The sequence below is a fragment of the Streptomyces sp. NPDC034085 genome, from assembly GCF_055575555.1.
Genome location: NZ_JBVISL010000001.1, coordinates 968,272 through 993,366 on the forward strand (window position 1 = coordinate 968,272; position 25,095 = coordinate 993,366).

Annotated in this window: 26 protein-coding genes, 1 tRNA gene and 1 riboswitch; of the genes, 9 read left to right on the top strand and 18 right to left on the bottom strand. The window is 72.4% G+C overall.

The features are described 5' to 3' along the window. Positions 1-98 precede the first annotated feature (98 nt). Entirely contained in the window at positions 99-1,220 is a 1,122-nt protein-coding gene (locus tag ACZ501_RS04510) for an ROK family transcriptional regulator (protein ID WP_468792453.1), read from the bottom strand. A gap of 55 nt (positions 1,221-1,275) precedes the next feature. On the opposite strand from ACZ501_RS04510, the gene ACZ501_RS04515 reads away from it, so the two are divergent. Continuing rightward, positions 1,276-2,358 (top strand): Gfo/Idh/MocA family oxidoreductase, encoded by a 1,083-nt coding sequence (locus ACZ501_RS04515; RefSeq protein ID WP_468792456.1) that lies wholly within the window; start codon positions 1,276-1,278, stop codon positions 2,356-2,358. Between the two features lie 179 nt (positions 2,359-2,537). Then, on the top strand, positions 2,538-3,770 hold the full coding sequence (locus ACZ501_RS04520; RefSeq protein ID WP_468792459.1) for an ALF repeat-containing protein: 1,233 nt from the start codon (positions 2,538-2,540) through the stop codon (positions 3,768-3,770). A gap of 70 nt (positions 3,771-3,840) precedes the next feature. Here the strand turns inward: ACZ501_RS04520 and ACZ501_RS04525 are convergent, their stop codons facing one another. The 4 genes from ACZ501_RS04525 to ACZ501_RS04540 form a co-directional block, all read right to left on the bottom strand. After that, the gene (locus tag ACZ501_RS04525; RefSeq protein ID WP_468792461.1) at positions 3,841-4,698 is read right to left on the bottom strand and encodes a fumarylacetoacetate hydrolase family protein; all 858 of its coding nucleotides are present in this window, start codon (positions 4,696-4,698) and stop codon (positions 3,841-3,843) included. 142 nt (positions 4,699-4,840) lie between these two features. Beyond that, positions 4,841-5,530 carry a YidC/Oxa1 family membrane protein insertase gene (locus ACZ501_RS04530; protein ID WP_468792464.1) on the bottom strand — a complete coding sequence of 230 codons (690 nt, stop codon included), beginning with the start codon at positions 5,528-5,530 and terminating at the stop codon, positions 4,841-4,843. Between the two features lie 114 nt (positions 5,531-5,644). Beyond that, positions 5,645-5,995 (bottom strand): DUF6412 domain-containing protein, encoded by a 351-nt coding sequence (locus ACZ501_RS04535; protein WP_468792466.1) that lies wholly within the window; start codon positions 5,993-5,995, stop codon positions 5,645-5,647. A 45-nt stretch (positions 5,996-6,040) separates the two neighbouring features. Beyond that, complete coding sequence (locus tag ACZ501_RS04540; protein WP_468792469.1) at positions 6,041-6,913, bottom strand: class E sortase; 873 nt, start codon at positions 6,911-6,913, stop codon at positions 6,041-6,043. Between the two features lie 56 nt (positions 6,914-6,969). Between ACZ501_RS04540 and ACZ501_RS04545 the strand changes: the two genes are divergently transcribed. After that, the gene (locus ACZ501_RS04545; RefSeq protein ID WP_468792472.1) at positions 6,970-7,971 is read left to right on the top strand and encodes a hypothetical protein; all 1,002 of its coding nucleotides are present in this window, start codon (positions 6,970-6,972) and stop codon (positions 7,969-7,971) included. Positions 7,972-8,019: 48 nt separating this feature from the next. Then, complete coding sequence (locus tag ACZ501_RS04550) at positions 8,020-9,741, top strand: GmrSD restriction endonuclease domain-containing protein (protein WP_468792474.1); 1,722 nt, start codon at positions 8,020-8,022, stop codon at positions 9,739-9,741. Positions 9,742-9,773: 32 nt separating this feature from the next. Here the strand turns inward: ACZ501_RS04550 and ACZ501_RS04555 are convergent, their stop codons facing one another. Beyond that, positions 9,774-10,781 carry a hypothetical protein gene (locus ACZ501_RS04555; protein WP_468792477.1) on the bottom strand — a complete coding sequence of 336 codons (1,008 nt, stop codon included), beginning with the start codon at positions 10,779-10,781 and terminating at the stop codon, positions 9,774-9,776. Between the two features lie 29 nt (positions 10,782-10,810). Further along, positions 10,811-11,353, bottom strand: coding sequence for a GNAT family N-acetyltransferase (locus tag ACZ501_RS04560; protein WP_468792479.1), 543 nt, complete (start codon positions 11,351-11,353; stop codon positions 10,811-10,813). A gap of 164 nt (positions 11,354-11,517) precedes the next feature. Between ACZ501_RS04560 and ACZ501_RS04565 the strand changes: the two genes are divergently transcribed. Both ACZ501_RS04565 and ACZ501_RS04570 read left to right on the top strand, forming a co-directional pair. Beyond that, positions 11,518-11,700 (top strand): hypothetical protein, encoded by a 183-nt coding sequence (locus tag ACZ501_RS04565; protein ID WP_362462072.1) that lies wholly within the window; start codon positions 11,518-11,520, stop codon positions 11,698-11,700. A 50-nt stretch (positions 11,701-11,750) separates the two neighbouring features. Further along, positions 11,751-12,050, top strand: coding sequence for a hypothetical protein (locus ACZ501_RS04570; protein WP_361597594.1), 300 nt, complete (start codon positions 11,751-11,753; stop codon positions 12,048-12,050). Between the two features lie 1,300 nt (positions 12,051-13,350). Here ACZ501_RS04570 and ACZ501_RS04575 read toward each other — a convergent pair. The 5 genes from ACZ501_RS04575 to ACZ501_RS04595 all read right to left on the bottom strand — a co-directional run bounded on the left by ACZ501_RS04575 (position 13,351) and on the right by ACZ501_RS04595 (position 18,329). Next, positions 13,351-14,565, bottom strand: coding sequence for a DUF445 domain-containing protein (locus ACZ501_RS04575; protein ID WP_361597678.1), 1,215 nt, complete (start codon positions 14,563-14,565; stop codon positions 13,351-13,353). Positions 14,566-14,770: 205 nt separating this feature from the next. Beyond that, positions 14,771-15,595 (bottom strand): DUF1707 SHOCT-like domain-containing protein, encoded by an 825-nt coding sequence (locus ACZ501_RS04580; protein WP_468792482.1) that lies wholly within the window; start codon positions 15,593-15,595, stop codon positions 14,771-14,773. 73 nt (positions 15,596-15,668) lie between these two features. Continuing rightward, entirely contained in the window at positions 15,669-16,628 is a 960-nt protein-coding gene (locus ACZ501_RS04585) for an ABC transporter ATP-binding protein (RefSeq protein WP_361597600.1), read from the bottom strand. A gap of 2 nt (positions 16,629-16,630) precedes the next feature. Further along, positions 16,631-17,545 carry an ABC transporter permease gene (locus ACZ501_RS04590; RefSeq protein ID WP_468792485.1) on the bottom strand — a complete coding sequence of 305 codons (915 nt, stop codon included), beginning with the start codon at positions 17,543-17,545 and terminating at the stop codon, positions 16,631-16,633. Next, positions 17,538-18,329, bottom strand: a complete 792-nt coding sequence (locus ACZ501_RS04595; protein ID WP_361597684.1) for an ABC transporter permease — start codon at positions 18,327-18,329, stop codon at positions 17,538-17,540. The genes ACZ501_RS04590 and ACZ501_RS04595 overlap by 8 nt, the downstream gene beginning before the upstream one ends. A gap of 306 nt (positions 18,330-18,635) precedes the next feature. On the opposite strand from ACZ501_RS04595, the gene ACZ501_RS04600 reads away from it, so the two are divergent. Next, complete coding sequence (locus ACZ501_RS04600) at positions 18,636-21,077, top strand: transglycosylase domain-containing protein (RefSeq protein ID WP_468792487.1); 2,442 nt, start codon at positions 18,636-18,638, stop codon at positions 21,075-21,077. A 19-nt stretch (positions 21,078-21,096) separates the two neighbouring features. On the opposite strand, the gene ACZ501_RS04605 is transcribed toward ACZ501_RS04600, so the two are convergent. The 3 genes from ACZ501_RS04605 to ACZ501_RS04615 all read right to left on the bottom strand — a co-directional run bounded on the left by ACZ501_RS04605 (position 21,097) and on the right by ACZ501_RS04615 (position 22,278). Further along, positions 21,097-21,417 (bottom strand): DMT family transporter, encoded by a 321-nt coding sequence (locus tag ACZ501_RS04605; protein ID WP_361597606.1) that lies wholly within the window; start codon positions 21,415-21,417, stop codon positions 21,097-21,099. Positions 21,418-21,447: 30 nt separating this feature from the next. Next, positions 21,448-21,526, bottom strand: a riboswitch (guanidine-III (ykkC-III) riboswitch). Between the two features lie 46 nt (positions 21,527-21,572). Continuing rightward, positions 21,573-21,914 carry a GroES family chaperonin gene (locus ACZ501_RS04610; protein ID WP_361597609.1) on the bottom strand — a complete coding sequence of 114 codons (342 nt, stop codon included), beginning with the start codon at positions 21,912-21,914 and terminating at the stop codon, positions 21,573-21,575. A 46-nt stretch (positions 21,915-21,960) separates the two neighbouring features. Next, entirely contained in the window at positions 21,961-22,278 is a 318-nt protein-coding gene (locus ACZ501_RS04615; RefSeq protein WP_361597612.1) for a DUF3618 domain-containing protein, read from the bottom strand. Between the two features lie 108 nt (positions 22,279-22,386). Between ACZ501_RS04615 and bcp the strand changes: the two genes are divergently transcribed. Beyond that, a complete protein-coding gene (gene bcp / locus ACZ501_RS04620; protein ID WP_361597615.1) occupies positions 22,387-22,854 on the top strand; it encodes a thioredoxin-dependent thiol peroxidase in 468 nt (155 codons plus the stop codon). 194 nt (positions 22,855-23,048) lie between these two features. Then, positions 23,049-23,132: transfer RNA gene (locus tag ACZ501_RS04625), tRNA-Leu, on the top strand. A 56-nt stretch (positions 23,133-23,188) separates the two neighbouring features. Here the strand turns inward: ACZ501_RS04625 and rdgB are convergent. From rdgB to rph, 3 genes are all read right to left on the bottom strand, one after another. Continuing rightward, positions 23,189-23,791 carry an RdgB/HAM1 family non-canonical purine NTP pyrophosphatase gene (gene rdgB, locus ACZ501_RS04630; RefSeq protein WP_468792490.1) on the bottom strand — a complete coding sequence of 201 codons (603 nt, stop codon included), beginning with the start codon at positions 23,789-23,791 and terminating at the stop codon, positions 23,189-23,191. 7 nt (positions 23,792-23,798) lie between these two features. Next, positions 23,799-24,212: a hypothetical protein gene (locus ACZ501_RS04635; protein ID WP_468792492.1), complete on the bottom strand. Its 414-nt coding sequence runs from the start codon at positions 24,210-24,212 to the stop codon at positions 23,799-23,801. Between the two features lie 112 nt (positions 24,213-24,324). Then, positions 24,325-25,059, bottom strand: coding sequence for a ribonuclease PH (gene rph, locus ACZ501_RS04640; RefSeq protein ID WP_361597624.1), 735 nt, complete (start codon positions 25,057-25,059; stop codon positions 24,325-24,327). Between the last annotated feature and the right edge of the window lie 36 nt (positions 25,060-25,095).

A 25,095-nucleotide genomic window follows, 5' to 3' on the forward strand; every position in this document is an offset into this window, starting at 1 on the left:
ACGGCGGCCCGGGGTGGGCCCGGGGCCGGCCCCGCCCACCCGTGCGCAGCCAGCGGGCTCCGTTGTGGAGCCCCCCGCTTCCGCCGGCCAGGCGGGCGTCACGTCCAGCCGAACACCCGCCCCCGGACCAGCGCCGCCGCGCCCTCCGCCACCCCCGCCGGGGCCCGCGCGACCGTCGGGGGGCGCTCCAGCAGGACGCGGGCCTCCAGCGCCCCGCGGACCCCGGCCACGAAGACCTCCGGGGCCGCGTCCACCACCCGGCCCCCCAGCAGCACCCGGTCCACGTCGAGCAGGGCGGCCAGGTTCGCCGCCCCCTCCCCCAGGATCCGCGCCGCCTCCGCCAGGTCGCCCCGGGCCACCGCCCCCAGGCACAGCACCTCCAGGCAGCCCCGCCCCCCGCACCGGCACGCCGGTCCGTCCAGCCGCAGCACCTGGTGGCCGAACTCCCCCGCCGCCGAGCGCCCGCCCCGGTGGACCGCCCCGTCCAGCCGCAGCCCCGCCCCGAGCCCGGTCCCGACGTGCAGGTACACGGAGGTGCCCGACCCGGGCCCGCCCGGGGCCCCCGCCACGACCCCGGCGTTGGTGTCCTTGTCCAGCACCACGGGCAACCCCAGGCGCCCCGCCAGTACCTCCCGCAACGGGTACCCCGCCCAGTCCGGGTGTCCCGTCACCCTCCCGAGCACCCCGCTGCGCCAGTCCAGCGGGCCCGGCGCTGCGGCGCCCACCCCGAGCAGCGGCGGCCCCGCTCCCGGCTCCGCGGAAACCCGCGCGAGCGCGCGTACAACCGCGTCCACCACCAGTTCGGGACCGGCCCCGAAGTCGAGCGGTCCGCTCCACCGCGCGACGACGCCGCCCGCCAGGTCGACCCGGACGGCACTCAGCTCGTCGCGGTCCAGGTGCACCCCGACCGCGTGCCGGGCCCCGGGCACCAGCCGCAGCAGGGTGCGCGGCTTGCCGCCCGTGGAGGCGCCGCGCCCGGCCTCGGCCACCAGGCCCTCCGCGGCCAGCCGGGCGGTGATCTTGCTGACGGCCTGCGGGGTGAGTCCCGTCCGGCCGGCGAGCTCGGCACGGCCCAGCCCCGGCGCTCCGGCGGCGCGCAGCAGGTCCAGCAGCAGCGCCTCGTTGTGCCCGCGCAGCGCCGGCAGGTTCGCCCCGCCGCGGCCCCCGCCCCCGATGCGCTCTCCGGCCTCGCCGACCTCGTCCCCCTTGCCCCTGTTCACCCGCCCATTGTCCACCCTCCTTGCACTTACGCAACAGTGTTGCCAAAGTGGTGCCATGACCACCTCCCCCACCCCCCTGCGCGTCGCGCTCATCGGCTACGGACTCGCCGGATCCGTCTTCCACGCGCCGCTCGTGTCCGCGACCGAGGGCCTCCTCCTCGACACGGTCGTCACCTCCGACCCCGGCCGGCAGGCCCAGGCCCGCGAGGCCCACCCGGACGTCCGCGTCCGTGCTTCCGCCGACGAGCTGTGGGACGGCCCCGACACTCCGGACCTGGTCGTCGTCGCCTCCCCCAACAAGACCCACGTCCCGCTCGCCACGGCCGCCCTCACCGCCGGCATCCCGGTGGTCGTGGACAAGCCGCTCGCCGCCACCGCCGCCGAGGCCCGCGAGCTGGCCGCCCTGGCGGAGCGCACCGGCACCTTCCTGTCCGTCTTCCAGAACCGCCGCTGGGACAACGACTTCCTCACCCTGCGCCGGCTCCTCGCTCAGGGCGAACTCGGCGACGTCCTGCGCTTCGAGTCCCGCTACGAGCGCTGGCGCCCCCAGCTCAAGGGCGGCTGGCGCGAGTCCGGAGCCCCCGAGGAGATCGGCGGCCTGCTGTACGACCTCGGCAGCCACGTCGTGGACCAGGCGCTGGTGCTGTTCGGCCCGGCGGTACGCGTCTACGCGGAGACCGACGTGCGCCGCCCGGGCGCCGAGGCCGACGACGACACCTTCATCGCGCTCACGCACGCGAACGGAGTCCGCTCGCACCTCTACGTCAGCGCGACCGCCGCCCAGCTCGGCCCGCGGTTCCGCGTCCTCGGCTCGCGCGCCGGCTACGTCAAGTACGGCCTGGACCCCCAGGAGGCCGCCCTGCGCGAGGGCCTGCGGCCGGGCGCCGAGGGGCAGCCGTGGGGCGAGGAGCCGGAGCACCTGTGGGGCCGGCTGGGCTCCGGCGAGTCCCCGCTCACGGGCGGCGGCCTGCCGGTGCCGACGGCGGCGGGCGACTACCCCGCGTACTACGCGGCGGTCGCGGCGGCCCTGCGCACGGGCGGCCCGGCTCCGGTCACGGCCGGCGAGGCGGCGCGCTGCCTTGAGGTCCTGGAGGCGGCCCGCCGGTCGTCCCGCGAGGGGGTCGCCGTAGAGCTGTGAGAACCCCGAGCCCTGAGACCTGAGGCGCGAGCCCAGAGCCCTGAGCGGCGAGCCGCGAGCCCTTCCGGCGCCTCACCGACCCCCGGCCACCGCGATCCGCATTTGTCGCAAAATCGACGCTTAGGGAGCGGGAAGGGCACCTATCCTTCACAGGCTGCCGATCATCACACATGTGAAGAATGGAAACCCCGCCTGTGAAGCTGCCCCGGATCGCGTCCGTCGTGGCCACCGCCGCGATGGCGCCGGCCGTCCTGCTCGCCTCGCCCGCCTTCGCCGCTGACGCCTCGTCGGGGGCGGCGCCGGCCACCCCGTCGTCGCCGACGGCGCCCGACCAGGACCCGCAGGGCGGCGTCGCGAAGCCGGCCCAGACCCCCGCGAAGACCCCCGCCGAGGACCAGGCGGCCAAGGACCGGGCCCGGATCGAGAAGATCCTGAAGGACCCGGCGTCGGGTCCCGGCGTGCGGGCCGCCGCGGAGAAGGCCCTCAAGGGCACGGCCGCCGACATGCAGAAGTTCCTGGCGGTCGAATGGGCCTTGGAGCAGCTCGACGACGACTACGTCCGGATCTCGCAGATCCACTACGCGGGCGGCAAGGCCGTGAAGGCGGCCGCCAAGGAGGCCCTGCTCAAGAACACCCAGGCTGCCTTCACCGCTTTCCTGAACGAAGGGCAGCACGCCGCCCGCCTCGAGGACGACCGCGTCGAGATGATGCGCATGCTCAACGGCGCCGGCAAGGGCATCACCAAGGCCGTCAACGAGCTGATGGACCACGGCACGCGCGAGCAGATCCGCGCGTTCGTCGCCACCGGCCAGCACAAGGTCCGCGCCGAGGACGACCGGGTCGCCCTGCTCGGGATGCTCAAGGACGCGGGGCCGGGCCTGAAGGAGGGGATCATCAAGCTCCTCGAGGGCAACCCCACCCCGCAGCAGCTGCGCGAGTTCGTGAAGAACGAGCAGCACGTGCTGCGCGACGACGACAACGCGGTCCTGATCTCGTCGATGGTGTCCAAGGCCGGCCCGGAGCTGAAGAAGGCCGCCCTCGCCGCGCTCAAGGGCTCGCGGGAGGACCGGGCCGCGTTCTTGAAGAGCGGACAGCACGTGGCACGGGCCAAGGACGTGGCCGCGGGGTGGAAGGAAGGATCGGGCGGCACGGGCACCGGCACCACCGGCAGCACCACCGGCACGGGCACCGGCGGTTCGGGCAGCACCGGCACCGTTCAGCCGGCCGGCGCCAAGGGCACCACCGGGAACGGGAACGTGACCCCGGCCGGCGGCTCCGGCTCCGCCCCGCTCGCCAGCACCGGCGCCGGCCCCGAGAACGCGTGGATCGCCGGCACGGGAGCGGCCGCGCTCGCCGCGGGCGCCGGCCTGGTGGCCGCCAACCGCCGTCGCCGCGCCTCGGCCGAGGGCTGACCGGCACCGCACCGCGCACAGGAGGAGGGGCGGGCCGCACGGGCGGCCCGCCCCTCCTCTCGCTCTACGACTACGCGCTCTTGAACTCCTGGCGCTGCCGCCCGAGCTTCTCGATCTCCAGCTCCACGACGTCGCCCGCCCGCAGGTACGGCTTCGGCTCCGGCTGGCCCATGGCCACGCCCGCCGGGGTGCCGGTGACGATGACATCGCCCGGATACAGGGTCATGAACTGGCTCAGGTACCGGACGACCTCACCCACCGGGAAGATCTGGTCCGAGGTGTTGCCGTCCTGCTTCAGCTCGCCGTTGACCCACAGTTTCACGTCCAGGACCTGCGGGTCCGGGACCTCGTCGGTCGTGACCAGCCAGGGGCCGAGCGGGGTGAAGGTCTCGCAGTTCTTGCCCTTGTCCCAGGTGCCGCCGCGCTCGATCTGGAACTCGCGCTCCGAGACGTCGTTGACCAGCGTGTAGCCGGCGACGTGCGCGAGGCCCTCCTCGGCGGAGGACAGGTAGCGGGCGGTGCTGCCGATGACGACGCCGAGCTCGGCCTCCCAGTCGGTCTTCACGCTGCCGCGCGGGATGAGCACGGTGTCGTCGGGGCCGACCACGGTGTCCGCGGCCTTCAGGAAGAGGATCGGTTCGGCCGGCGGCTCCGCGCCGATCTCGGCCGCGTGCCCGAAGTAGTTCAGCCCGATGCCCACGACCTTGCCGATGCGGCCGACCGGGGGCCCGATCCGCAGCCCTTCCGCGTCCAGGACCGGCAGCTCGCCGCCCGCCGCGGCCTCCCGCACCCGGGACAGCACGGACTCGTCGGACAGCAGGGCGCCGTCCACATCCGTGATCACGCCGGACAGGTCCCGCAGGGTCCCGTCCTGGCCGAGGAGCGCGGGGCGCTCCGACCCGACGGGTCCGACACGCAGCAGCTTCATGGGCATTCTCCCGTGGTCGTGGGTGGTCGGCCCGTGGGCATGCCGAAGGGGCGGGCATGGCGGCACGAGCCGGCCGATGGGTTGCGGCCATCGGAGGATTGGCTGATCCTCCAAGAAGTCCGACCAATCCGCAAGACCCTGTTCACAGACTGGAACGCCCGGCTCCGTCCCCCACTCCGCTCCCGGCTGCGCCCCTGTCCCTGCGGTGCTGGAGCCAGGCGCGCTCCGCGACCGACCAGGCGGTGGTGGTCAGCAGGTACAGCCCCGCGGCCAGCGGGACCACGGCCGCCGTGATCAGCGTCCCGAACGACAGCAGGGGCAGTACGCCGCCCAGCTTGCGCATCGCCGCCAGCTGCTCGGGGCTCGGCGCGGCCGCGGCGGCGCGCCCGCGCTGCGCGCTCGCGGGCAGGCCGACGGGCACGGCCGGTGCGGCCGCGGCGGCGCGCCGCCCCCGTACCGCGCTCCAGGCGGCCACCGCCGCGATCGCCGCGAACAGGCCGAGGAACACCAGGCCCTGCGCCCCGAACGGGCCGCCCTCCTCCAGCGCCCCCGTCCAGTGGGCACCGAGCGGCGCGGCGAGGAGCCGGTGCTCCATCAGCTCGCCGCCCGAGGAGAAGGACCGGTACATCAGGAAGAACACCGGCAGTTGCAACAGCATGGGCAGGCAGCCGGCCGTCGGCGTCGCCGCCCGGAACGCGGCCCGGCCCAGCGGGTACAGGGCGAGCCGTACGAGGACGGTGAACAGCACGATCGCGGCAGCGGTCGCGGACTCGGCCAGCACCGGCTCCAGGAGCCGGCCCAGCTCGACGACAAGATCAGTGAAAACGGACACGCGGGCCCTCCGAGGGGTCTCGTCACACGTCGAAAAAGGTGCGTTTCGGCGTGACGACCCGCGAGGGGCGACAACAGTGATCGTTCAGCAGAAGGCAGCAGGTACTGCGCGCCCCTACGCGGCCGTCAGGACGAGACGGCCGGGCGCCCTGGGCCGCGACCGGCCCGAGGCGTCGGGATCGCGCTGCGGCAGGAACGCCGTGCGCTGCTCGCGATCACGGATCGCGGTGCGTATTCGGTGGGGCGGCACGGGCCGTACGAGGCACGCGGCCAGCGCGGCGGCCCCCATGGCGACGGCGGCGGCCAGGACGACCACACCGGCGGCCAGCCCCGCCTCCCCCGACACCATCCCGAGGAACCCGCCGAGCAGCAGCAGCGCGACGAGCAGCCGGGCGGCCCGCGAGGAACCGAGGAAGGACAGCACGGAGGAGGACCGCACACCGGCACCGACGCGCCGAGCCGACATCCGCCCCACCCCCTTCCTCACCCGTACGGGAACTCACGACCGATACTAACGGGCGCCACCGACAACGGTCTTGAGGGTCCCCCACACCACCAGCCGGTACCGGGAGGTGTACTCGGGCGTGCACGTCGTCAGCGTGATGTACGAGCCGGCCGCGCCGTACCCGTACCCGGGTTTGACCGCACTGCGCGGCACCGGCGCGATGACCCCCACGTCCCCCGCGCTCGTCTCCCCCAGCACCTTCCCCACCGCGTACACGTACCGCCGTCCCCGCACGTCGACGTACAGCTCGTCCCCCTCCCGCAGCCGGTTCAGGTACCGGAACGGCTCCCCGTGGGTGTTGCGGTGCCCGGCCAGCGCGAAGTTCCCCTGCGTGCCGGGCTGCCCGGTGCCGGGGTAGTGGCCGGCGTACCCCTTGTCCAGCACCGCCCGCTTGTCGACCCCCTCCGCGACCGGCACGGCGAGCCCGAGCCGCGGAATGCGCAGCACCGCGTACGCCTCGTCGCGCGCCGGAGCCGCCCGTGCCGGGGACCTCGGCGGCGCGGACCTCGCCGGGGCCCCGGCAGGAGGCAGGGCGGAAGGCCCGCCCGAGGGGCCCGCGGAAGGCCCGCCCGGCGGAGCGGCCCGCGATTCCCCCGGCACCGGATCACCGGAGGGGCCACCCCCGCTCGAATCCCCCTCGACGACGACCGGAGCCCCACCCGCCGGCCCGCCCCACCCCTCCTCCAGCGCCCGGACCCGCTCCTGCGCGGCTGCCACGGCCTGCCGGTTCGTCCACCACACCTGGTGCACCACCAGCAACGCCACCACCACCCCCAGCGTGGTGATCGCCTCGGCACCCACCCACAGCAGCCCCGCGAGACCGGCCCGACGCCCCCGCCGGCCGCCCCCCTGCACCACCACCCGCACGCGCTCCCGCACGGGCCGCACCCTAAGACCTCCCCCCTCAACTGACCAGCAGCAGTACGGTGTGAACCATGCGCCCCGACACGCCTGCCGAGCACATCGCCGAAGCCGAGCGCCTCATCCGCACGGCGTCCCGCTACCCCGAGGACCAGGAGCCCCTGCTCCTCCAGGCCGCGGCCCACCTCGAACTGGCCGACGCCCGGGACCGCGCGAGCGCCCTGTACGACCGGCTCCTGGCCTCCGCCCCCGCCAACCCCCACCTGATCAAGGCCCTCCAGGCCGCGAACCTGTGGGAGTACGGCCACGAGGCCGAGGCCCGCGCCCTGATCTCCGGCATCCGCGCGGCCGCTCCCGAGGACCCGGCGCCCTGGGAGGTCATCGCCGAGGCCCTGGAGGCGCACGACGAGCTGGAGGCCGCGCACGAGTGCTTCACGGAGGCGGCCACCCTCCTGATCCCGGAGTCCGCCCCCCTCACCCGGGCCACCACCGCCCTCCTGACGGGCCGCCACCGGGTACGCCGGCTCCTCGCCCTCCCCCACGACGACTGGGACATGGTCGCCGACACCCGCCACATCGGCCCGATCCCGCTGGACGAGCTCCACGACCCCAAGCGCATCTGGGCCCTGGGCTCCGACGACCCGGCCGAACTCCGCGCCGAGATCGCCCGCCTGCGCGCCGAACTGGGCGACCGCCGAGCCGCGCTCTCCCGCCCCTTCCCGGTGGCGATCCTCCACTGGCCCCAGCGCGAACTGGCCGAGCTCCTGACGAGCTACCCCACCCTCGCGGCGGAGTACCCCTCCCACGAGGCCCATCTCGCCCGCGTGGAATCCTCCCTCCGCGCCCTGGCCGCCTCGGGCACCACCAACCTCGGCATCGTCACGGGCAGCGTCCCCTCGTACGAGGCCTTCGCGGCCTCGGAGAAGACCTCCCCGGCCTCCCCGGCCCTCCTCCCGGAATACGCCACCACCCTGGCGGCCCGAGGCAAAGCCACCCCCTGGCCCCCCACCCCCACCTCCCCCTGCTGGTGCACCTCGGACAAGCCGTACACGGAATGCCACGGAAACAGCGAGTAGCACTGGCCTCCGGCCCAGCCAGCACATCGTCCCTGTCGTGAAGGAACCATGACCAGCACATACGAGTCGGACCCGATTTTTCAGACCAACCCACTTCAGGTTCTGAATATTGTGACCCGAATCCAAAGCCGGGAGATCGCCCTCCCTGATTTTCAGCGCGACTTCGTATGGGATTCCACACGCACGGCGGAGCTTCTGGGGTCCATCATGTCCCGCTATCCGGTAGGTACGCTTCTTTTTTGGGAGCAGGGTGAAGGGCAGGCCTTCGCCAGCCGCAGTTTCGACGGCGCCCCGTCCTCATCCAACAACCCTCCGTCCACGCTCGTTCTTGACGGGCAGCAGCGGCTCACCTCCCTCTATCAGGCGCTGACGGGGTCAGGCGACGAGCGCTACTACGTCAAGGTCGACGAGTTCGTAGACATTCCGTCGCGTACTGTGCGCGAGGTACCGGATATCGATTTCGAGAAGGCGATCTTCTCCATGCCTGCCATCGTAAAGGCAGGCCGCCGCAGTCAGACACTGACCCGCTCTCACCTTCCCATCGCCGAAGTTCACCAGTTCGATGACTGGCTGGACGACTACGCGGACGCCATAGGCGATGATCCGAGCCTCCCTCTCACCGCAAGGGAGGCCAAGAGCCTCTACAGGGAAATGCGCGACAAGTACATCAGTCCGCTGAAGACTTACGGCCTTCCTGTTCTCACGCTTCCCAGTTCGACCTCGATGGACGCCGTCTGCACCATCTTCGAGACGCTGAACCGAACGGGAAAGCCGCTCGGCCCCTTCGAGCTGTTGACCGCGCGTTTCTTCCCCCAGGGGGTCAATCTCCGAGACCTTTGGGACGAGGCCGAGGCAAATCACAGGGCACTGAAAGAGTTCCGGATCGACCCATACAACGTACTCCAGGCAATCTGCCTACGTGTTCGAGGGAGTGCGCAGCGGTCGGATGTACTCAAGAAGCTGACCGGCGAAGACATCAAAACGCACTGGGAAAGCGCGACTGCCGGCTTCGCGGGCGTGATCGACATGATCCAATCGGACTGTGGCGTCGTGTCCCACAAATGGCTTCCGTATGGAATGCTCCTTACCCCCATGGCGGCCGTGTGGGACAAACAGAAGGAACTGAAGCCACTGGAGCGGTCCCAGGCACTGCGCCGACTTCAGCAGTTCTTCTGGGCAAGCATTTTCACCACCAACTACGATCAAGGCGCCAACAGCCAGATGGGGGCTGACTATTCCCGTCTCTCCAGATGGATCACAGCAGCCGATGCAGAGGCGCCTGAAGTCATCAATGATCTACCCATCACCGCAGCAACCTTGCGCACGGCGACCGTGCGCCGGAAGGCGTTGTACTCGGGGCTCATCTGCCTGCTCGTCAAGAATAGGGCCGCCGATTTCCATACCGGGCAGAGCATGACAGCGACGCGTGCACTCGAGGCAGAGTCTCACCACATCTTCCCGAAAGCCTACCTGGCCAGGCAAGCAGCAGCGGAGAGCTCCGAGTTGATGCTCAATCGCTCACTCATCGACGCAGAGACGAATCGCATAATCGCGAGCCACGCCCCAAGCGCCTACATCGAGAAGATGAAAACAGCTTACGGCGAACAGCGGCTAGCCGATGTCCTGGCGTCCCATGCCATCGCGAGTCGTGCAGCAGGCGGTCTCCTGACGGACAACTACACGCTGTTCCTCGACGAGCGTCTTGAGATCGTCATCCAGCTCGTGGAAGAGGCGACTGGGAAAACCATTCAACGTGAGGCGATCCGTTAGCACTCCGGGGTGGGTTCTGGCGGCATTCCCCGTTACAACTCCATAGGTAGCACGAGCTGTTGGTGGCCGCGGGCTTGGGCTGTGGGTGGGGTGGGGCGGGGGGTGGTGAGGGTCAGGAGGGTGCGGAGGGCTGCGATGACTTCGGTCGGGGTGTCGCGGATCATCGACGGGGTCGCGCTGACCACCAGGATGCCGTGGGCCTCCAGGCGGAGCCGGCGGCGGAGGGTGGCGTGCCAGGCGTCCCGGGTGTAGTGGTACTCCGCCGAGTCGATCTCCAGGGCCACGCCCTCGTCGGGCCAGTAGGCGTCCGGGCTGGCCAGGAAGGTGCCGTCCGGGGTGTAGAGGCGGGCGTTCCACAGCGGGGTCGGGAGGCCGGTGCCGGTGAGGGCGTCGCGGGCCCGGGCCTCGGCCACCGAGCGGACCCCGGCAAGGAGTTCCGCCGCCGCGGCGCGGACGGCGGGGCGGGCCAGCAGGCGGGAGGCGCGGAGTTCGGCGTGGAGGTCGTGCGGGTGGCACCAGCCGGCCTGCACCACCTGGGCCAGCACGGAGCGGATCCGGTCGGGGTGCGCGTCGGCCCCCGGGCGGGCGGCGAAGTCGGCGGCGGCCCGGACCGGGCGGGCGCTGGGGACGCCCGCGACGGTGATGGTGCGCGGCCAGCGGGAGGTCGTCAGGGGCCGCACCTCCGGGGTGCCGGTGAGCCGGCGCGGGGCGCGGACCAGCACGTCGGCCGGGGTGGGCGGGGTGTCGCGGATGCCGAGGAGGGAGAGGGCGGCGGCGCCGGTGAGGGCGGCGGTCTCGCCGGAGAGCGGGTCGGCGGAGGGTTCGGCGGCGTAGAGGACGGCGGCAAGGGCCCGCTGGCGCTGGTCCGGCGGGCCGGTCTGCAGGAGGTAGACCCGGGGCAGCAGGCGCTGCCACGGCCCGCCGGGGCGGGTGCGGGAGGTGACGGTGGCGTCGGGGACACCGGCGGCGGTGATGAGCTGGTGGCGGGTGGCGAGGCCGAGCTGGCGGCGGGCCACTTTGGCGGTTCCGGGCGTGATCATGGCCCGGGTATGCCCGTTCCGCGTCCCGTCTAGTTGGGGCGGCCCGGGTGGTCCGGGGACAGGAAGACGACCACGCCCGTCTGGGTGCCGGGGAGCGCCGGTACCTCGTGCCAGCCCAGGCGCCGGTACGTGGCCACCGTGTCCCGGGCCAGCCGCGAGGTCAGCAGCCAGGCCCGCCCCTGTGGAGCGTCCTCGGTGATCTCCGCGAGCAGGGCCCGGCCGGTGCCGCGGCCGCGCGCGTAGGCCCGTACGGCGAGCTCGTCGATCTCCAGCGCCCCGACGAGCAGCTCCCGTACCCGGTCGGAGCCGAGCTGGGCGGCGACCTGGGGGTACGCGCGGTGCTGCGGGAAGGGGGACGGGGTCAGCCAGGCGGTGGCGAAGCCGTCGACGCCGGTCGCGGACTGGGCGAAGGCCATACGGAACCCCGGGCGCCGGACGTCCGTCTGCAGCCGCGTCGAGAACTGGCGAATGGTTTCTTCACCTTCGCTCCACGGCGGGGCGGAGAAGACGTCGGCGTAGGCGTCGACCAGTTCGTGCGCAAGGTCCAGGACGGTTCGTCCGTAGGAGATCACGGCGTCGGCTCCCGGTGGCGGTGAGTTGGGCGGGTTTCCCCCTGGAAGACCGAATCTACGCCCAAGGGGTTCCACGGAGCGGCGGTGCACAGAAACGGAGAGTGTGCGACAAATCGCCTCCGCATCGTCCGTGTCGTGGGCCGGAGTGGGGCGTTGAGCAACCCGTGAACACGGACATATTGCTGCGGGCCACGGGACGGTGCGTGCTCGCCTTCCTCCTCGTCCTCGGGGTCGTCGCCCTGTTGCCGCGGGCGGTGCGGGAGGCGGTGCCGGACGCCGTGGTCGGCGGCGCGGTGCTCGTGCTCGGGGCGGTGGGGGTCCGGCGGGCGTCGAGGGGCCCGCGTTAGGTTTGTGGGGGTCGGATCATCGGAAAACACGACGTACGAGGGAGTTCGAGATGGCTCGGGTACCGAGTTCCGCGGTGGCGGCGGCAGGGCTGGTCGGCGGTTACGCCGTCGCCCGCTGGACCAAGAAGCGGCCGCTGGGCGGTGTCGTGCTCGGCGCCGCCGGGCTGGTGGCCGGGCGGGAGTGGCACAAGCGGGGCGGTGTGCCCGCGGCGGCCGGGCTGGGCGCGCTGTACCTCGCCGGCTTCGCGGGGGCGCACCCGCTGGCGAAGAAGGTCGGCGCCTGGCCGGCCGTGGTCGGGGCCGCGGGGGTCGTGGCGGCCGCGGCATGGGCGGTGTCGGACCGGACCTGACCGGTCCTCCGGGGGGGGTGGCGCACCGGCCGCTGCGGGTGCGCCGACCGCTGCCGGGTGCGGTTCGGGGGTTGCGGATGTGCCGCTGCGCGGAGCGGTCCCCTACCCGCCCTTCCACCGTTCCCCGGGCGCTGCCCGGACCCGCGCCTCAAACGCCGGCGAGGCTCAAAACACGACCCGACGCCCCGGACCCGCGCCTCAAACGCCAGCGGGGCTGAAGAGCCCTGGGGCTCCGCCCCAGACCCCACGCCTCAAACGCCGGCGAGGCTGGAAGTGGCGGCGCGGTCGTGCGCCTGCGGGCCGTACCCGGAGGCCCGCCCCCGGATCCCCCCGTCAGACGCCGGTTCCGCTGAAGCCGGCTGCGCGCAGACCCGGCCCTCAGCCGGAACCGCGCGGCAGGCCGCGGGGCCGGAGGTCCCTCGGGCGCAGCCCGGAATGCGTCTTCGCCAGCGGCCTGAACCCCCAGACCGGCCCCAGACTGGCGTCGCACGCCGCGACATGAGGAGCGGGTAGCGATCTCATGCGCCTGTCGATCCCGGATGGGCCCCTGATCACCGTTTGGTGCAGGTACCAGCCCCAGCCTGCCGCCGGACGCCCTCGGGGAGAAGCGCGTAGCGATCTGCCGCGTCCGTTGCTGCCGGACGGGCTCCATGTCGTCATTTGGTGCAGGTCGCGGCCCCAGGCGGCCGTCAGTCGCTGAGATGCGAGGAGCGCGTGGCGATCTGTCGCGCTTGGGTGCTTGCTGGGCTGCTGTGGTCGCTGTTCGGTGCGGGTTGGGCCCGGCCCCCGGTCCTGGGCGCCGGACATCGCCCCGGGAACCGGGAGGGGGTCATGACCCCTGGCCCCTCGCCTCGTCCCTGAGACACCCGCTCCTGCCTCTCCTCCCCCGTGACCGTTCTTTCGGGGGCTTCCCGGCAGTCTTTCGGCTTTCCGGGGCGGGACGGCCGGTCAAGGGTGGCCGAAGGCCATCGCGAAGCGACGCGACCGAAGGGAGCGCCCTTGACGGGCCGGCCCGACACGGAATGACGATGGGACTGCCGGGAAACCCCCAAACCAGCTGTGAGGCAGGCCCGCCGGTACTCCGCCCACCCGGCATCCCGCCCCACAGCGCGGGCAGCTCCCAGGGCCTCCCGTTGCCCCGGGCACCATCCGGGCCCAGGCGCGGGCCGGCAACCACCACGCCACGCACCCAGCCCCCACCCACCCACCCACACCAGGCAAGGCAGCCGGTCAACCACCGCCCCGGCCCCGCACCTCGCGGGGAGGCAGCGCCCCCGCGCAGTGGAGCGCATGGCGCCCCCTACCCCCCCAGCACCCGCGAGACCGAGTAGATCAGCAGGCCCGCCAGCGCGCCCACCACCGTGCCGTTGATGCGGATGAACTGGAGGTCGCGGCCGATGTGGGCCTCGATCTTGCGCGAGGTGTGCTCCGCGTCCCAGGCCGCCACCGTGTCCGTGATCAGCGAGGTGATCTCCGTCCGGTAGGTGGTGACCACGTACACCACCGCCCCCTCGATCCAGCCCTCCACCTTCGCCTGGAGCCGGCCGTCCGTCGCCAGCCGCGAGCCCAGGGAGATCAGAGAAGCGCGTACGCGCAGCCGCAGCTCGCTCTGCTCGTCCTCCGCCGTCGCGATGATCATCGTACGGATCGCGGACCACGCCGAGGCGATCACGTCCTGGATCTCGTCGCGCGCCAGTATCTCCGACTTCAGCCGCTCCACCCGCGCCCGCGTCTCCGTGTCCGACTGGAGGTCGGCCGCGAAGTCGCGCAGGAAGCGGTCCACCGCCGAGCGCGCCGGGTGACCGGGCATGTCCCGCATCTCCGTGACGAAGCGCAGCAGCTCCTTGTACACCCGCTCGCCGACCTTGCGGTCCACGAAGCGCGGCGTCCAGCCGGGCGCGCCGCCCTGGACCGCGTCCATCACCGAGTCCCCGTGGGTGACCAGCCAGTCGTGGGCCTTCGCACAGACGAGGTCGACGGCACGGTGGTGGCCCCCGTCGGCGACGACCCGTTCCAGGGTCTTGCCGATGCCCGGGGCGATCTCCACCGCCTCCGCCCGCCGCGTGATCGCCTCGCCCACCACGGCCTGCACATCGGCGTCGCGCAGCACGGTCAGGGCCCCGCGCAGCGCCGTGGCCAGCTCCGCCGTGACCCGGTCGGCGTGTGCGGGCTCGGCCAGCCAGGCGCCGAGCCGCCCGCCGATGCCGAGCGCGTGCAGCCGGGCGCGCACCACGTCCGCGGAGAGGAAGTTCTCCCCGACGAACTCCCCGAGGGAGACGCCGAGCTGGTCCTTCTTGGTCGGGATGATCGCCGTGTGCGGAATGGGCAGGCCCAGCGGCCGCTTGAAGAGGGCGGTGACGGCGAACCAGTCCGCGAGCGCGCCGACCATGCCGGCCTCGGCCGCGGCGGCGACGTAGCCGGCCCATGCACCGGCCCCCCATGCCTTCTGCGCGATCGTGGCCAGTACGTAGACCAGCGCGACCAGGATCAGCAACCCCGTCGCAGTGGTCTTCATCCGGCGGACCCCGCGGCGGCGCTCCTCGTCCGCCGCGCTGAAGACGAACGCGCCCCGGGCGGGTGGTGGGGCGACCCGCACCCCGTCTTGGCTGTTCACGTGCTGCTCCTGCCCTTCCCCCGATGGCCGGTTTTGTCTGCATAGCATCCGACTCCCGGGAGGTCCGAGGAGTTCCCGGCGCGCCGCCGGTCCCGCCACAGCTCTCTTACAGCTCCTTGCGGGCCGTCCCTCCGTCCAGCCGCTCCGGCCCCTCCGGGGCCTTCAGCCCCTTCAGCTCCTTCGACCCCTTCGGCGGCTTCACCTTCACCGCGACCCCGCCCCACAGCGCGAGGCCGTTCACGACGACCCGCGGGGCCCCCGGCTCCGGCCGGCTCCCCGGGGAGTCGCCCGGGTCGAAGGCGCCCATGACGCCGATGCCCCGTACGTCGACCTCCACGCCCGGCGGGACCGTGATCTCGATGCCGCCCATGACGGCCACGCAGGTGATGACGACCTCACCCTCCGCGAAGTCCGCCTCCCGCAGGTCCAGCTCACCCCCTCCCCAGACGGCCACCGCGTTGAAGCGGGCGGGCACCGTCCAACGGCCCTTGCGCTGGAAGCGCGACATGACGGCGACGCCCGTCGCCGAGGTCCCCGTACCGCCGATCCTGCCGCGCCAGGCCGAGGCGGCGGCCGCAGCCGAAGGACCGGAAGAAGCGGACGAAGAAGGAACCGGGGCGGCGGAAGGGGGCGGCGCCGGCAGGTCGCGGGTCAGCGGTTCCAGCTCCGCGTACGTACGGGACGCGTACACCGCCTCCAGCCGCTCCTCGAACTCCTCCATGTCGAGCCGGCCCTCGGCCACGGCGTCCCGCAACCGGTCCACCACCGCCTCGCGGTCGGCGTCCGACGCCCTCAACGCGGGCGCCCGCGGGGGCTCCTGCGACGCCACCTCCTGCGACGCCACCTCCCCCGACAGCGCCTTCTCCTCCGGCAACGAATCCTCCGGCAACGACTTCCCCGGCAACGGCATCTCCGGCCGCTCGTCACTCATGCGGACCACCCTATGCAGAGACGGCATCCGCCACCCCGGCCCCGACCCTGATTTCCCCCTACCCTCCCGGCCCTCACCCCCGCCCCGCGTACATCCGGGCGATCACGTCCTCGATGTCCGGATCCCGCACCGACAGGTCCAGCAGCGGGTACCGGGCCGCCACCGCCGCCACCAGCGGCGCCGCCGACTCCCCCGCCGGGAACGCCAGCCACTGCCGCGGCCCCTCCACCTTCACCACCCGCGCCCCCTCCACCTCGAGCGGCGCGAGCTCGCGTTCCAAGTCCACCACCAGCGTCCGCTCCCCCTCGCCCAGGGAGTGCAGCCCGCCCAGCGCCCCGTCGTACACCAGCCGCCCGTGGTCGATCACCATCACCCGCTCGCACAACTGCTCGATGTCCTGGAGGTCGTGGGTGGTCAGCAGCACCGTGGTGCCGAGCTCCTCGTTCAACTGCCGCAGGAAACCCCGTACCTTCGCCTTGCTGACCACGTCCAGCCCGATCGTCGGCTCGTCCAGGTACAGCACCTCCGGATCGTGCAGCAGCGCCGCCGCGATGTCCCCGCGCATCCGCTGCCCCAACGACAACTGCCGTACCGGTACGTCGAGCAGCTCGGCCAGGTCGAGGCGGTCCACGCAGCGCTCCAGGTTCTCCGCGAAGCGCGCCGCCGGGATCCGGTACATCCGGCGCATCAGCCCGTACGAGTCCTTCAGCGGCAGGTCCCACCACAGCGTCGTGCGCTGCCCGAACACCACGCCGATCCGGTGCGCGAGCCGCATCCGCTCCCGCGACGGGTCGATGCCCGCGACGCGCAGCCGGCCGCCGCTCGGGGTGAGGATCCCGGTCAGCATCTTGATGGTGGTGGACTTGCCCGCCCCGTTGGGCCCGATGTAGCCGACCACCTCACCCCGTGCGACCTCGAAGCTGATCCCGTCCACCGCCCTGACCTCGCGTTTCTCCCTGCGCATCAGCCCCACCCGGCGGCGTACGGCGAAGACCTTCTCGACCCCGTCCAAAGAGATGAGTGCATCGGCCACGACTAGCTCCCCGTGCTTCGGTACGAACGGACTCCCGCGCGCCACGCCAGCGACGCGGGCAGGAACACAGCGAAGGCCACCAGGAACGCGGCCCACCCCGGCAGCCCCAGCGGATCGGGCCGCCCCAGCACGTACAGCGCGGGCAGCCAGTTGACGAAGGCCAGCGGGACGACGAAGGTCACCCCGCGCAGCAGGTCCCGCGCGAACACCGTCGGCGGGTACTGGAGCATGGCGCAGCCCCCGTACGTGAAGGAGTTCTGCACCTCCGCCGCGTCCCCGGCCACGAACTGGAAGGCCGCGCCGGCCACCAGCACCGCCCCGAAGATCCCCGCCCCAGCCAGGACCATCACCGGCACCAGCAGCACCTTCCCGGCCGTCCAGTCCACGTCCAGCACCGAGAGCGCCCAGCACAGCACCCCCAGCGCCTGCACGATCCGGCCCAGCCGGCGCAGCGCGAACCGGTCCGCCGCGACCTGGGCGAGCACCGGGACGGGGCGCACCAGCATGGTGTCGAGCGAGCCGTCGCGGATCCGCGCGCCGATCCGGTCGGTGTTGCCGAGGAACAGGTCGGCCAGGGCCAGGGACGCCGAGCAGGATCCGTACAGCAGGGCGATCTCGGGCAGGGTGAACCCGCCCAGGGCGTCCACGTGCGAGAACATGATGGCGACGGCGACGAAGTCGAGCAGCGCGATGGCTGCGTTCGCGACGGTGGCCAGCAGGAACGAGGTCCGGTAGGTCATCGTCGACCGGACCCACATCATCACGATCAGCCCGTACCCGCGCAGCCCCTCCCGGACCCGGCCGCCCCGCCGCACCTCCGCCGCGTCCGCCGCGTCCGCCGCGTCCGCCCGCCGGGCAGCGGCACTCCCCGCCCCCGGGTTCCCCGCCTCCGGCCGCGTGACAGCCGCCTCAGCCACCCTGGACCACCACCTTCCGCGTCGCCGCCGACTGCACCAGCCGCCCGGCCCCCAGCAGGACCAGCGCCCAGCAGATCTGGAACCCCAGCGCCCGGGCGGCGTTCCCGGCCCCCGCGTGCGTGCCGAGCAGGACGTCCATCGGCACCTGGAGCATCGCCGCCCACGGCAGCACCCGCACCGCGTCGCCGAAGCCGCCGGGGAACACCGTCAGCGGCAGCAGCATCCCCGAGAAGAAGATGGTGACGACGTGGGCCACCATGTTGATCCCGGCCCCGTCCATCAGCCAGAAGGCCGCGAGCCCCAGCAGGTAGCGCATCGCGAAGCTGACCACCAGCCCGAGCACCACCGACGCCAGGAACAGCAGCCAGCGCAGCGGATCCGCCGGCAGCGCCAGCCGGAACGCCAGCGCCCCGGCGGCCAGCGGCACCACTCCGCGCCCGAGGAGCTGGAATCCCGACCGGCCCAGGTCGGCCGCGAGCCACCACAGCTGGAGGTCCGCCGGGCGGTACAGGTCGACCGCGATGTCACCCGTACGGACGCGTTCCTGGAGCTCGTCCTGGAAGCCGCCGCCGAGGAGGGCGCCGGCCGCGAGGAGGGACTGGCTGACCCACACGAAGGTGACCGCCTGGGCCTGGTCGTAGCCACCGAGGCCCGGCCGCTCGTCCCACAGCGCGATGTAGGTGTACGCGACGATGAAGCCGAAGACGGTGTTGGTGAACACCCCGGCCGCGGTCGCCGTCCCGTAGGTGGCGTAGCGGCGGAACCCGCCGGCCGCGACCGCCAGGTAGAGCCGCGGTCCGCCGCCGCCGTGCCGGTGCGGGCACCTGCCGGACGCCGGCCCCCCGCGCGACGCCTCCCCCGGGACCCCGCCCGGCCCCTCCCCCGATACCGCCCCCGGGTCACCTCTCTGACGCACCGTATCCCTCCGAACCCCACGTCGTTCCTACGTCGGCCAAAGCGCGCGAGCTTAGTGCGGAGGGGCGAGCCACGCGACCGTTTTATGCCCGTCCGGAGCGGAATCACCGGCCGTCGGGTAGACACCATGAGGTACGGATGTGGATATTTCGCACGCCCACGAGGAGCCCCGGCGATGAGCGACCAGTCACCACCACCGGGCTGGCCCCCTCGCGACCCGGACACCCCGCGCCACCACCCCCCGGGCGCGCACGCGCCCCGCCCCGGATCGCCCGCCAGGCCCCGCCGCACCGGATGGCGCCGCTTCCTGCCCCCCTGGCGCACGGTCCTGGGCACCCTGCTGCTGCTCGCACTGCTGGTCGGCGGCGCGCTCGTCGCCGGCTACCTGCTGGTCGACATCCCCCCGGCCAACGCGGCCGCCACCGCCCAGTCCAACGTCTACCTCTACGCCGACGGCTCCCCGCTCGCCCGCGACGGCGAGGTCAACCGCGTCAACGTCCCCCTGTCGCAGATCCCCCGGAGCGTCCAGGAAGCCGTACTGGCCGCGGAGGACCGGGACTTCTACTCCGAACGGGCGGTCGACCCCAAGGCGATGGTCCGCGCCGCCTGGAACACGGCGACCGGCAAGGGCACCCAGTCCGGGTCGACCATCACCCAGCAGTACGTCAAGAACTACTACCTGGGCCAGGAACAGACGATCAACCGGAAGGTCAAGGAGTTCTTCATCGCGATCAAACTCGGCCGCGAGAAGTCGAAGGACTACATCCTCGAGGGATACCTGAACACCAGCTACTTCGGCCGCAACGCCTACGGCATCCAGGCCGCCGCCCAGGCCTACTACGGCAAGGACGTCAGCAACCTCACCACCGCCGAAGGCGCCTACCTCGCCACCCTCCTCAACTCCCCCAGCGCCTTCGACGTCGTCTCCCACCCCCGCAGCCGCGACCGCGCCCTCGCCCGCTGGAACTACGTGCTCGACGGCATGGTCAAGAAGAAGTGGATGACGGCCGGCGAACGCACCGCCGTGCGCTTCCCCGAACCGGGCAAGGTCCGCCCGGCCGCCGGCCTCTCCGGGCAGCGCGGCTACCTCGTCGAAGCCGTCAAGGACTACATCGGCGAATACAAGATCCTCGACGACAAGACCCTCGCCGAAGGCGGCTACCGGATCACCACCACCATCGACAAGCGCCGCCAGAACGCCTTCACCGACGCCGTCCAGAAGCAGCTGGTCGACGAACTCGACCCGGCCGCACGCCCCGCGGACCGCCTGGTGCGCGCCGGCGGCGCCTCCATCGACCCGGCCACCGGCAAGGTCGTCGCCCTCTACGGCGGCATCGATTACACCAAGCAGTACGTCAACAACGCGACCCGGCACGACTACCAGGTCGCCTCCACCTTCAAGCCGTTCGTCTTCGCCTCGGCCGTCCAGAACGACTCCCGCACCCAGGACGGCCGCCGGATCACCCCGAACACGGTCTACAACGGCGACAACAGGCGCCGCGTCACCGGCACCCGGATCCCCTACGCCCCCGAGAACGAGGGGCAGCAGTCGTACGGGGACATCACCGTCACCACCGCCACCGACCTCTCCGTCAACGCCGTCTTCGCCCAGATGGTCGTCGACGTCGGCACCGAGAAGGTCAAGCGGACCGCCATCGACCTCGGCATCCCCGAGAACACCCCGAACTTCGTCGTCGGCCCCGCCATGGCCCTCGGCACCCTGCAGGCCAGCGTCCTCGACATGACCCAGGCCTACGCCACACTGGCCGACCACGGCCGGTACACCCCCTACACCTTCCTGGAGAAGATCTCCAAGGACGACGAAACCATCCCCCTCCCGAACCGCGACCCGCGCCAGGCCATCAGCCGGGAGGCCGCCGACACCACCACGTCCATGCTGGTCAGCGTCGTGGACAACGGCACCGGCACGCAGGCCCTCGCGGCCGGCCACCCCGCGGCCGGCAAGACGGGCACCGCCGAGCTGGACCGCGCGGCCTGGTTCGCGGCGTACACCCCGGACCTGGTCACGGTCGTCTCGGTCATGGGCCAGGACCCCGACACCGGCACGCTCCAGTCCCTGTACGGAGCGCTGGGCGAGGCCCGCATCGGCGGCGGCGGCTACCCGGCCCGGATCTGGGCCGCCTACACGAAGACCGCCCTGGAGGCCACCGACCCCGAGGACTTCGACCTGGAACTCCAGCCGGGCGCGGCCCAGCCCCCGCCGCCACCGCCACCGCCCGTCCAGCCCAGCACCCCCGAGCAGCCCGAGGGCAGCCGCCCGCCCTGGCAGCGCCCCGACCGGCCGACCCCGCCGGGCCCGCCCACCCCGCCGGCCCCGCCGAACGGCGGCCAGACCCAGGGCGGGCAGGACAACGGCGGCCAGACGCAGGGCGGCCAGGACAACGGCGGCCGGACCAACGGCGGCGACACGAACGCAGGCCAGACCGACGGGGGCCAGACCCAGGGCGGCCAGACCACCGGGGGTCAGACGAACGGGGGCCAGACCACCGGCGGCGAAACCACCGGCGGCCGGCCCACGGGCGGCCAGACCACCGGCGACCAGACCCAGGGCGGCACCACCCAGGGGCGCCGCCCGCCCGCCCGCTTCCTCGAATGAGCGGGGTCAAGCAGCGGGGTCAGTGCCCGGACGTGGCCTTCAGCCCCACCACCGCGACCAGCAGCAGGCAGATGAAGAAGATCCGGGCGGCGGTGACGGGCTCCCCCAGCACCGCCATCCCGAGCACGGCCGCCCCGGCGGCGCCGATGCCCACCCAGACGCCGTACGCCGTACCGATGGGCAGCGACTTGGCCGCGTACGACAGCAGCACCATGCTGGCGACGATTCCGGCGCCGGTGAACAGGGACGGCCACAGCCGGGTGAAGCCCTCGGTGAACTTCATGCCGACGGACCAGCCGACCTCCAGCAGACCGGCGAAGACGAGCAGAACCCAGGCCATGACGGCACCTCCGGGACGAGAGCGGAACGGGGTGCGTCGTCTTTGCGTCCTGCTACCCGGTACGGCGCGTCTCGTCGGGGGTTCCCCTCCACCGTAGCAAGGGGCATGCAAAAGGGCCGGTGACCCCGGTCACCGGCCCGTCTCCGCAGGACGTCTCAGAGGTACAGCCCGGTGGAGTCCTTCGACCCCTCCAGCCGCTCCGCGGCCACGGCGTGCAGGTCCCGCTCGCGCATCAGCACGTACATCGCCCCGCCCACCTCGACCTCCGCACGGTCCTCGGGGTCGTACAGCACGCGGTCGCCCGGCTCCACGCTCCGTACGTTCTGCCCGACCGCGACGACCTCGGCCCAGGCGAGCCGCTTGCCCACCGCGGCCGTCGCCGGGATCAGGATGCCGCCGCCCGAGCGCCGCTCGCCCTCGGGCGTGTCGGACTTCACGAGCACGCGGTCGTGGAGCATGCGGATGGGCAGCTTGTCGTGGGTGGTGTTCTCGCTCACGCCCCGAACCTACCTGCCCCGGCCCGCCCCGTGAGCCGGAGGGTGCTCACCGCTTGCGGCGGGCGGAGACCACGAGCAGCCCGACCAGCCCGGCCGCGAGCAGCGCGACCGGCACGATCCGCTCGAAGCGCGGCGCCCCGTCCTCGTGGCGCAGGCCGTCCTTCACGTCGGTGACGAGCCGGTTCACCGCGACGACGGCCCGTCCGGCCGTGTGGTCCACCGTCGAGGCGACCTTGGCCTTCGCGTCCCCGACGATCGTCTTGGGGTGCATGCGCACGCCGATCTCGTCGAGCGTCTCGGCGAGCTGCTCACGGCGGCGGACGATGTCCGCCTCGATCTGTGCGGGGGTCCTGGCTTCCGGCACCGCGCTGCCTCCGTCGTCGTGTGTGGGCTTGATCCGTCATGGACAGTCTGTCAGCTCAGTCAGCTTAGGCTCATGCCGTACGGATCCCCTCCCGAGGAGAGCACTGACATGAGCGAGCGACTCCAGCCGGGCGACATCGCCCCCGCCTTCACCCTGCCCGACGCGGACGGCAACGAGGTCTCGCTGGCCGACCACAAGGGGCGCAAGGTGATCGTGTACTTCTACCCGGCGGCCCTGACGCCGGGCTGCACCAAGCAGGCCTGCGACTTCACGGACAACCTGGACGCGCTGGCCACGGCCGGCTACGACGTCATCGGCGTGTCCCCGGACAAGCCGGAGAAGCTCGCGAAGTTCCGCGAGCAGGAGCACCTGAAGGTCACCCTGGTCGGGGACCCGGAGAAGGAGACCCTGACGGCGTACGGCGCGTTCGGCGAGAAGAAGCTGTACGGCAAGACGGTCACCGGGGTCATCCGCTCCACGGTGGTCGTGGACGAGGAGGGCAAGGTCGAACACGCCTTCTACAACGTCAAGGCCACCGGCCACGTCGCCAAGATCATCAAGGACCTGGGTATCTGACCCGGCCCGAGGTCAACCGTCGCCGGGTGAACGCTGACTGGCTCGACAACCTCGGTTACCTGCGCCCCAATTGCCACGCCCTCACCGACACCTAATGCGGCAGGCGGCGACACGGCTTCGTGGCCCTCGGGGCCTCCCCGGTCGTAGACTGAGCGAGGCCACCAGGACCCAACGTCCGAATTGGTCGAACTGTCGCGGTTGTGGTGGAATTGGCAGTCACGCTGGGTTTAGGTCCCAGTGGGGTAAAACCCGTGGGGGTTCGAGTCCCCCCAACCGCACTGGTACGAAGGCCCCGTACGCGCATCGCGTACGGGGCCTTCGGCGTATCCGGGTCTCAGCCCAGCAGGTCGCGGATTACCGGGACCAGGGCGCGGAAGGCCTGGCCGCGGTGGGAGATCGCGTTCTTCTCGTCCGCCGTCAGTTCCGCGCAGGTGCGGGTTTCGCCGAGGGGCTGGAGGATCGGGTCGTAGCCGAAGCCGCCGCCGCCCGCCGGGGCGTGGCGCAGGCTGCCGGGGAGGCGGCCCTCGACGACGCGTTCGGTGCCGTCCGGCAGGGCCAGGGCGGCCGCGCAGAAGAAGTGGGCGCCGCGGTGTTCGGAGGGGATGTCGCCCAGCTGGGCCAGCAGGAGGTCGAGGTTGGCCTTGTCGTCGCCGTGGGCGCCGGCCCAGCGGGCGGAGAAGATGCCGGGGGCGCCGTTCAGGACGTCGACGCAGAGGCCCGAGTCGTCCGCGACCGCCGGCAGGCCGGTGGCCCGGGCCAGGGCGTGGGCCTTGAGGAGGGCGTTCTCGGCGAAGGTGACGCCGGTTTCCCGGACGTCGGGGATCTCGGGGTACGCGTCCGCACCGACCAGCTCGTGGGGCAGGCCGGCGTCGGACAGGATGGCGCGGAGCTCGGTGACTTTGCCCGCGTTGCGGGTCGCGAGGATCAGGCGGGTCATGCGTCCATTATCCCGGGGTGCAGACCTTGGAGATCTCGGCGGCGGCGTCCGCGACGGGCTTGACGTCGGGGGTGGCGTCGCCGTTGTCGACAGCGGTGCGGACGTTCTTGACCGCCGTGCTCAGGGAGTCGACGGCCTTGCCGAGGTCGGCGTTGCCCGTCGTGTCCTTGATCTTCTTCATGTTGGCGTCGATCTGGTCGAGCGCGTTCTGGGTGTCCTGGATGCTGTTGCCGGCGTTGGAGACGGCCTGCTGGAGGTCGCCCACGCTGTCCGCTATCGCGACGGCCGTGTTGGCGCAGTCCATGGCGGTGGCGATCGTGTCGCAGGAGGTGAGGGCCGGGACGGCGAGGGCTGCGGCCAGGGCGACGGCGGCGATGCGCAGTTTCGGCTTCCGCGGCGTGTTCGGCGTGTTCGGCTTCATGGGTCCCCCCGAGGGCTCGGATGCGTGGACGGGCGCGCGGTGGTGACACCGTGCGCCCGTACCTGGTGGGACGCGGGCCCGCGTCCTGCGGTTGCCGCGGCTACGGCACGACCTACGGGACCTGGAGGTCCAGGGCGCCGAGCTGGAGGGCTTCCAGGTCGGCGCAGCCGCCGGCCGCGAGGTCGAGGAGGGCGTTGAGTTCCTTGCGGTCGAAGGGTTCGCCCTCGGCGGTGCCCTGGACTTCGACGAAGCGGCCGTCGCCGGTGCAGACGACGTTCATGTCGGTCTCGGCGCGCACGTCCTCCTCGTAGCAGAGGTCGAGGAGCGGGACGCCGTCGACGATGCCGACGCTGACGGCGGCGACGGTGCCGGTGAGCGGCTTGCGGCCGGCCTTGATCAGCTTCTTCTTCTGGCCCCAGGCGACGGCGTCGGCGAGGGCGACGTAGGCGCCGGTGATGGCGGCGGTGCGGGTGCCTCCGTCGGCCTGGAGGACGTCGCAGTCCAGGACGATGGTGTTCTCGCCGAGGGCCTTGTAGTCGATGACGGCGCGCAGCGAGCGGCCGATGAGGCGGGAGATCTCGTGGGTGCGGCCGCCGATCTTGCCGCGGACGGATTCGCGGTCGCCGCGGGTGTTGGTGGAGCGGGGCAGCATCGAGTACTCGGAGGTGACCCAGCCTTCGCCGCTGCCCTTGCGCCAGCGCGGGACGCCTTCGGTGAAGGAGGCGGTGCAGAAGACCTTGGTGTCTCCGAAGGAGATGAGGACGGAGCCCTCGGCGTGCTTGCTCCATCCGCGTTCGATGGTGACCGGGCGGAGCTGTTCGGGCGTGCGGCCGTCGATGCGAGACATGGCTGTGAGCCTAGTCGGTGTGCGGGTACGCGTGGG

Excerpts from the sequence above, each read along its gene's own strand:
- ACZ501_RS04600 (WP_468792487.1), top strand. The coding sequence starts at position 18,636 with ATGAGCGACCAGTCACCACCACCGGGCTGGCCCCCTCGCGACCCGGAC.
- ACZ501_RS04570 (WP_361597594.1), top strand. The coding sequence starts at position 11,751 with ATGGCTCGGGTACCGAGTTCCGCGGTGGCGGCGGCAGGGCTGGTCGGC.
- ACZ501_RS04525 (WP_468792461.1), bottom strand. The coding sequence starts at position 4,698 with ATGAAGCTGCTGCGTGTCGGACCCGTCGGGTCGGAGCGCCCCGCGCTC.
- ACZ501_RS04580 (WP_468792482.1), bottom strand. The coding sequence starts at position 15,595 with ATGAGTGACGAGCGGCCGGAGATGCCGTTGCCGGGGAAGTCGTTGCCG.
- bcp (WP_361597615.1), top strand. The coding sequence starts at position 22,387 with ATGAGCGAGCGACTCCAGCCGGGCGACATCGCCCCCGCCTTCACCCTG.
- ACZ501_RS04550 (WP_468792474.1), top strand. The coding sequence starts at position 8,020 with ATGACCAGCACATACGAGTCGGACCCGATTTTTCAGACCAACCCACTT.
- rdgB (WP_468792490.1), bottom strand. The coding sequence starts at position 23,791 with ATGACCCGCCTGATCCTCGCGACCCGCAACGCGGGCAAAGTCACCGAG.
- rph (WP_361597624.1), bottom strand. The coding sequence starts at position 25,059 with ATGTCTCGCATCGACGGCCGCACGCCCGAACAGCTCCGCCCGGTCACC.
- ACZ501_RS04535 (WP_468792466.1), bottom strand. The coding sequence starts at position 5,995 with ATGTCGGCTCGGCGCGTCGGTGCCGGTGTGCGGTCCTCCTCCGTGCTG.
- ACZ501_RS04555 (WP_468792477.1), bottom strand. The coding sequence starts at position 10,781 with ATGATCACGCCCGGAACCGCCAAAGTGGCCCGCCGCCAGCTCGGCCTC.
- ACZ501_RS04520 (WP_468792459.1), top strand. The coding sequence starts at position 2,538 with ATGGAAACCCCGCCTGTGAAGCTGCCCCGGATCGCGTCCGTCGTGGCC.
- ACZ501_RS04515 (WP_468792456.1), top strand. The coding sequence starts at position 1,276 with ATGACCACCTCCCCCACCCCCCTGCGCGTCGCGCTCATCGGCTACGGA.
- ACZ501_RS04545 (WP_468792472.1), top strand. The coding sequence starts at position 6,970 with ATGCGCCCCGACACGCCTGCCGAGCACATCGCCGAAGCCGAGCGCCTC.
- ACZ501_RS04635 (WP_468792492.1), bottom strand. The coding sequence starts at position 24,212 with ATGAAGCCGAACACGCCGAACACGCCGCGGAAGCCGAAACTGCGCATC.
- ACZ501_RS04605 (WP_361597606.1), bottom strand. The coding sequence starts at position 21,417 with ATGGCCTGGGTTCTGCTCGTCTTCGCCGGTCTGCTGGAGGTCGGCTGG.
- ACZ501_RS04575 (WP_361597678.1), bottom strand. The coding sequence starts at position 14,565 with ATGAAGACCACTGCGACGGGGTTGCTGATCCTGGTCGCGCTGGTCTAC.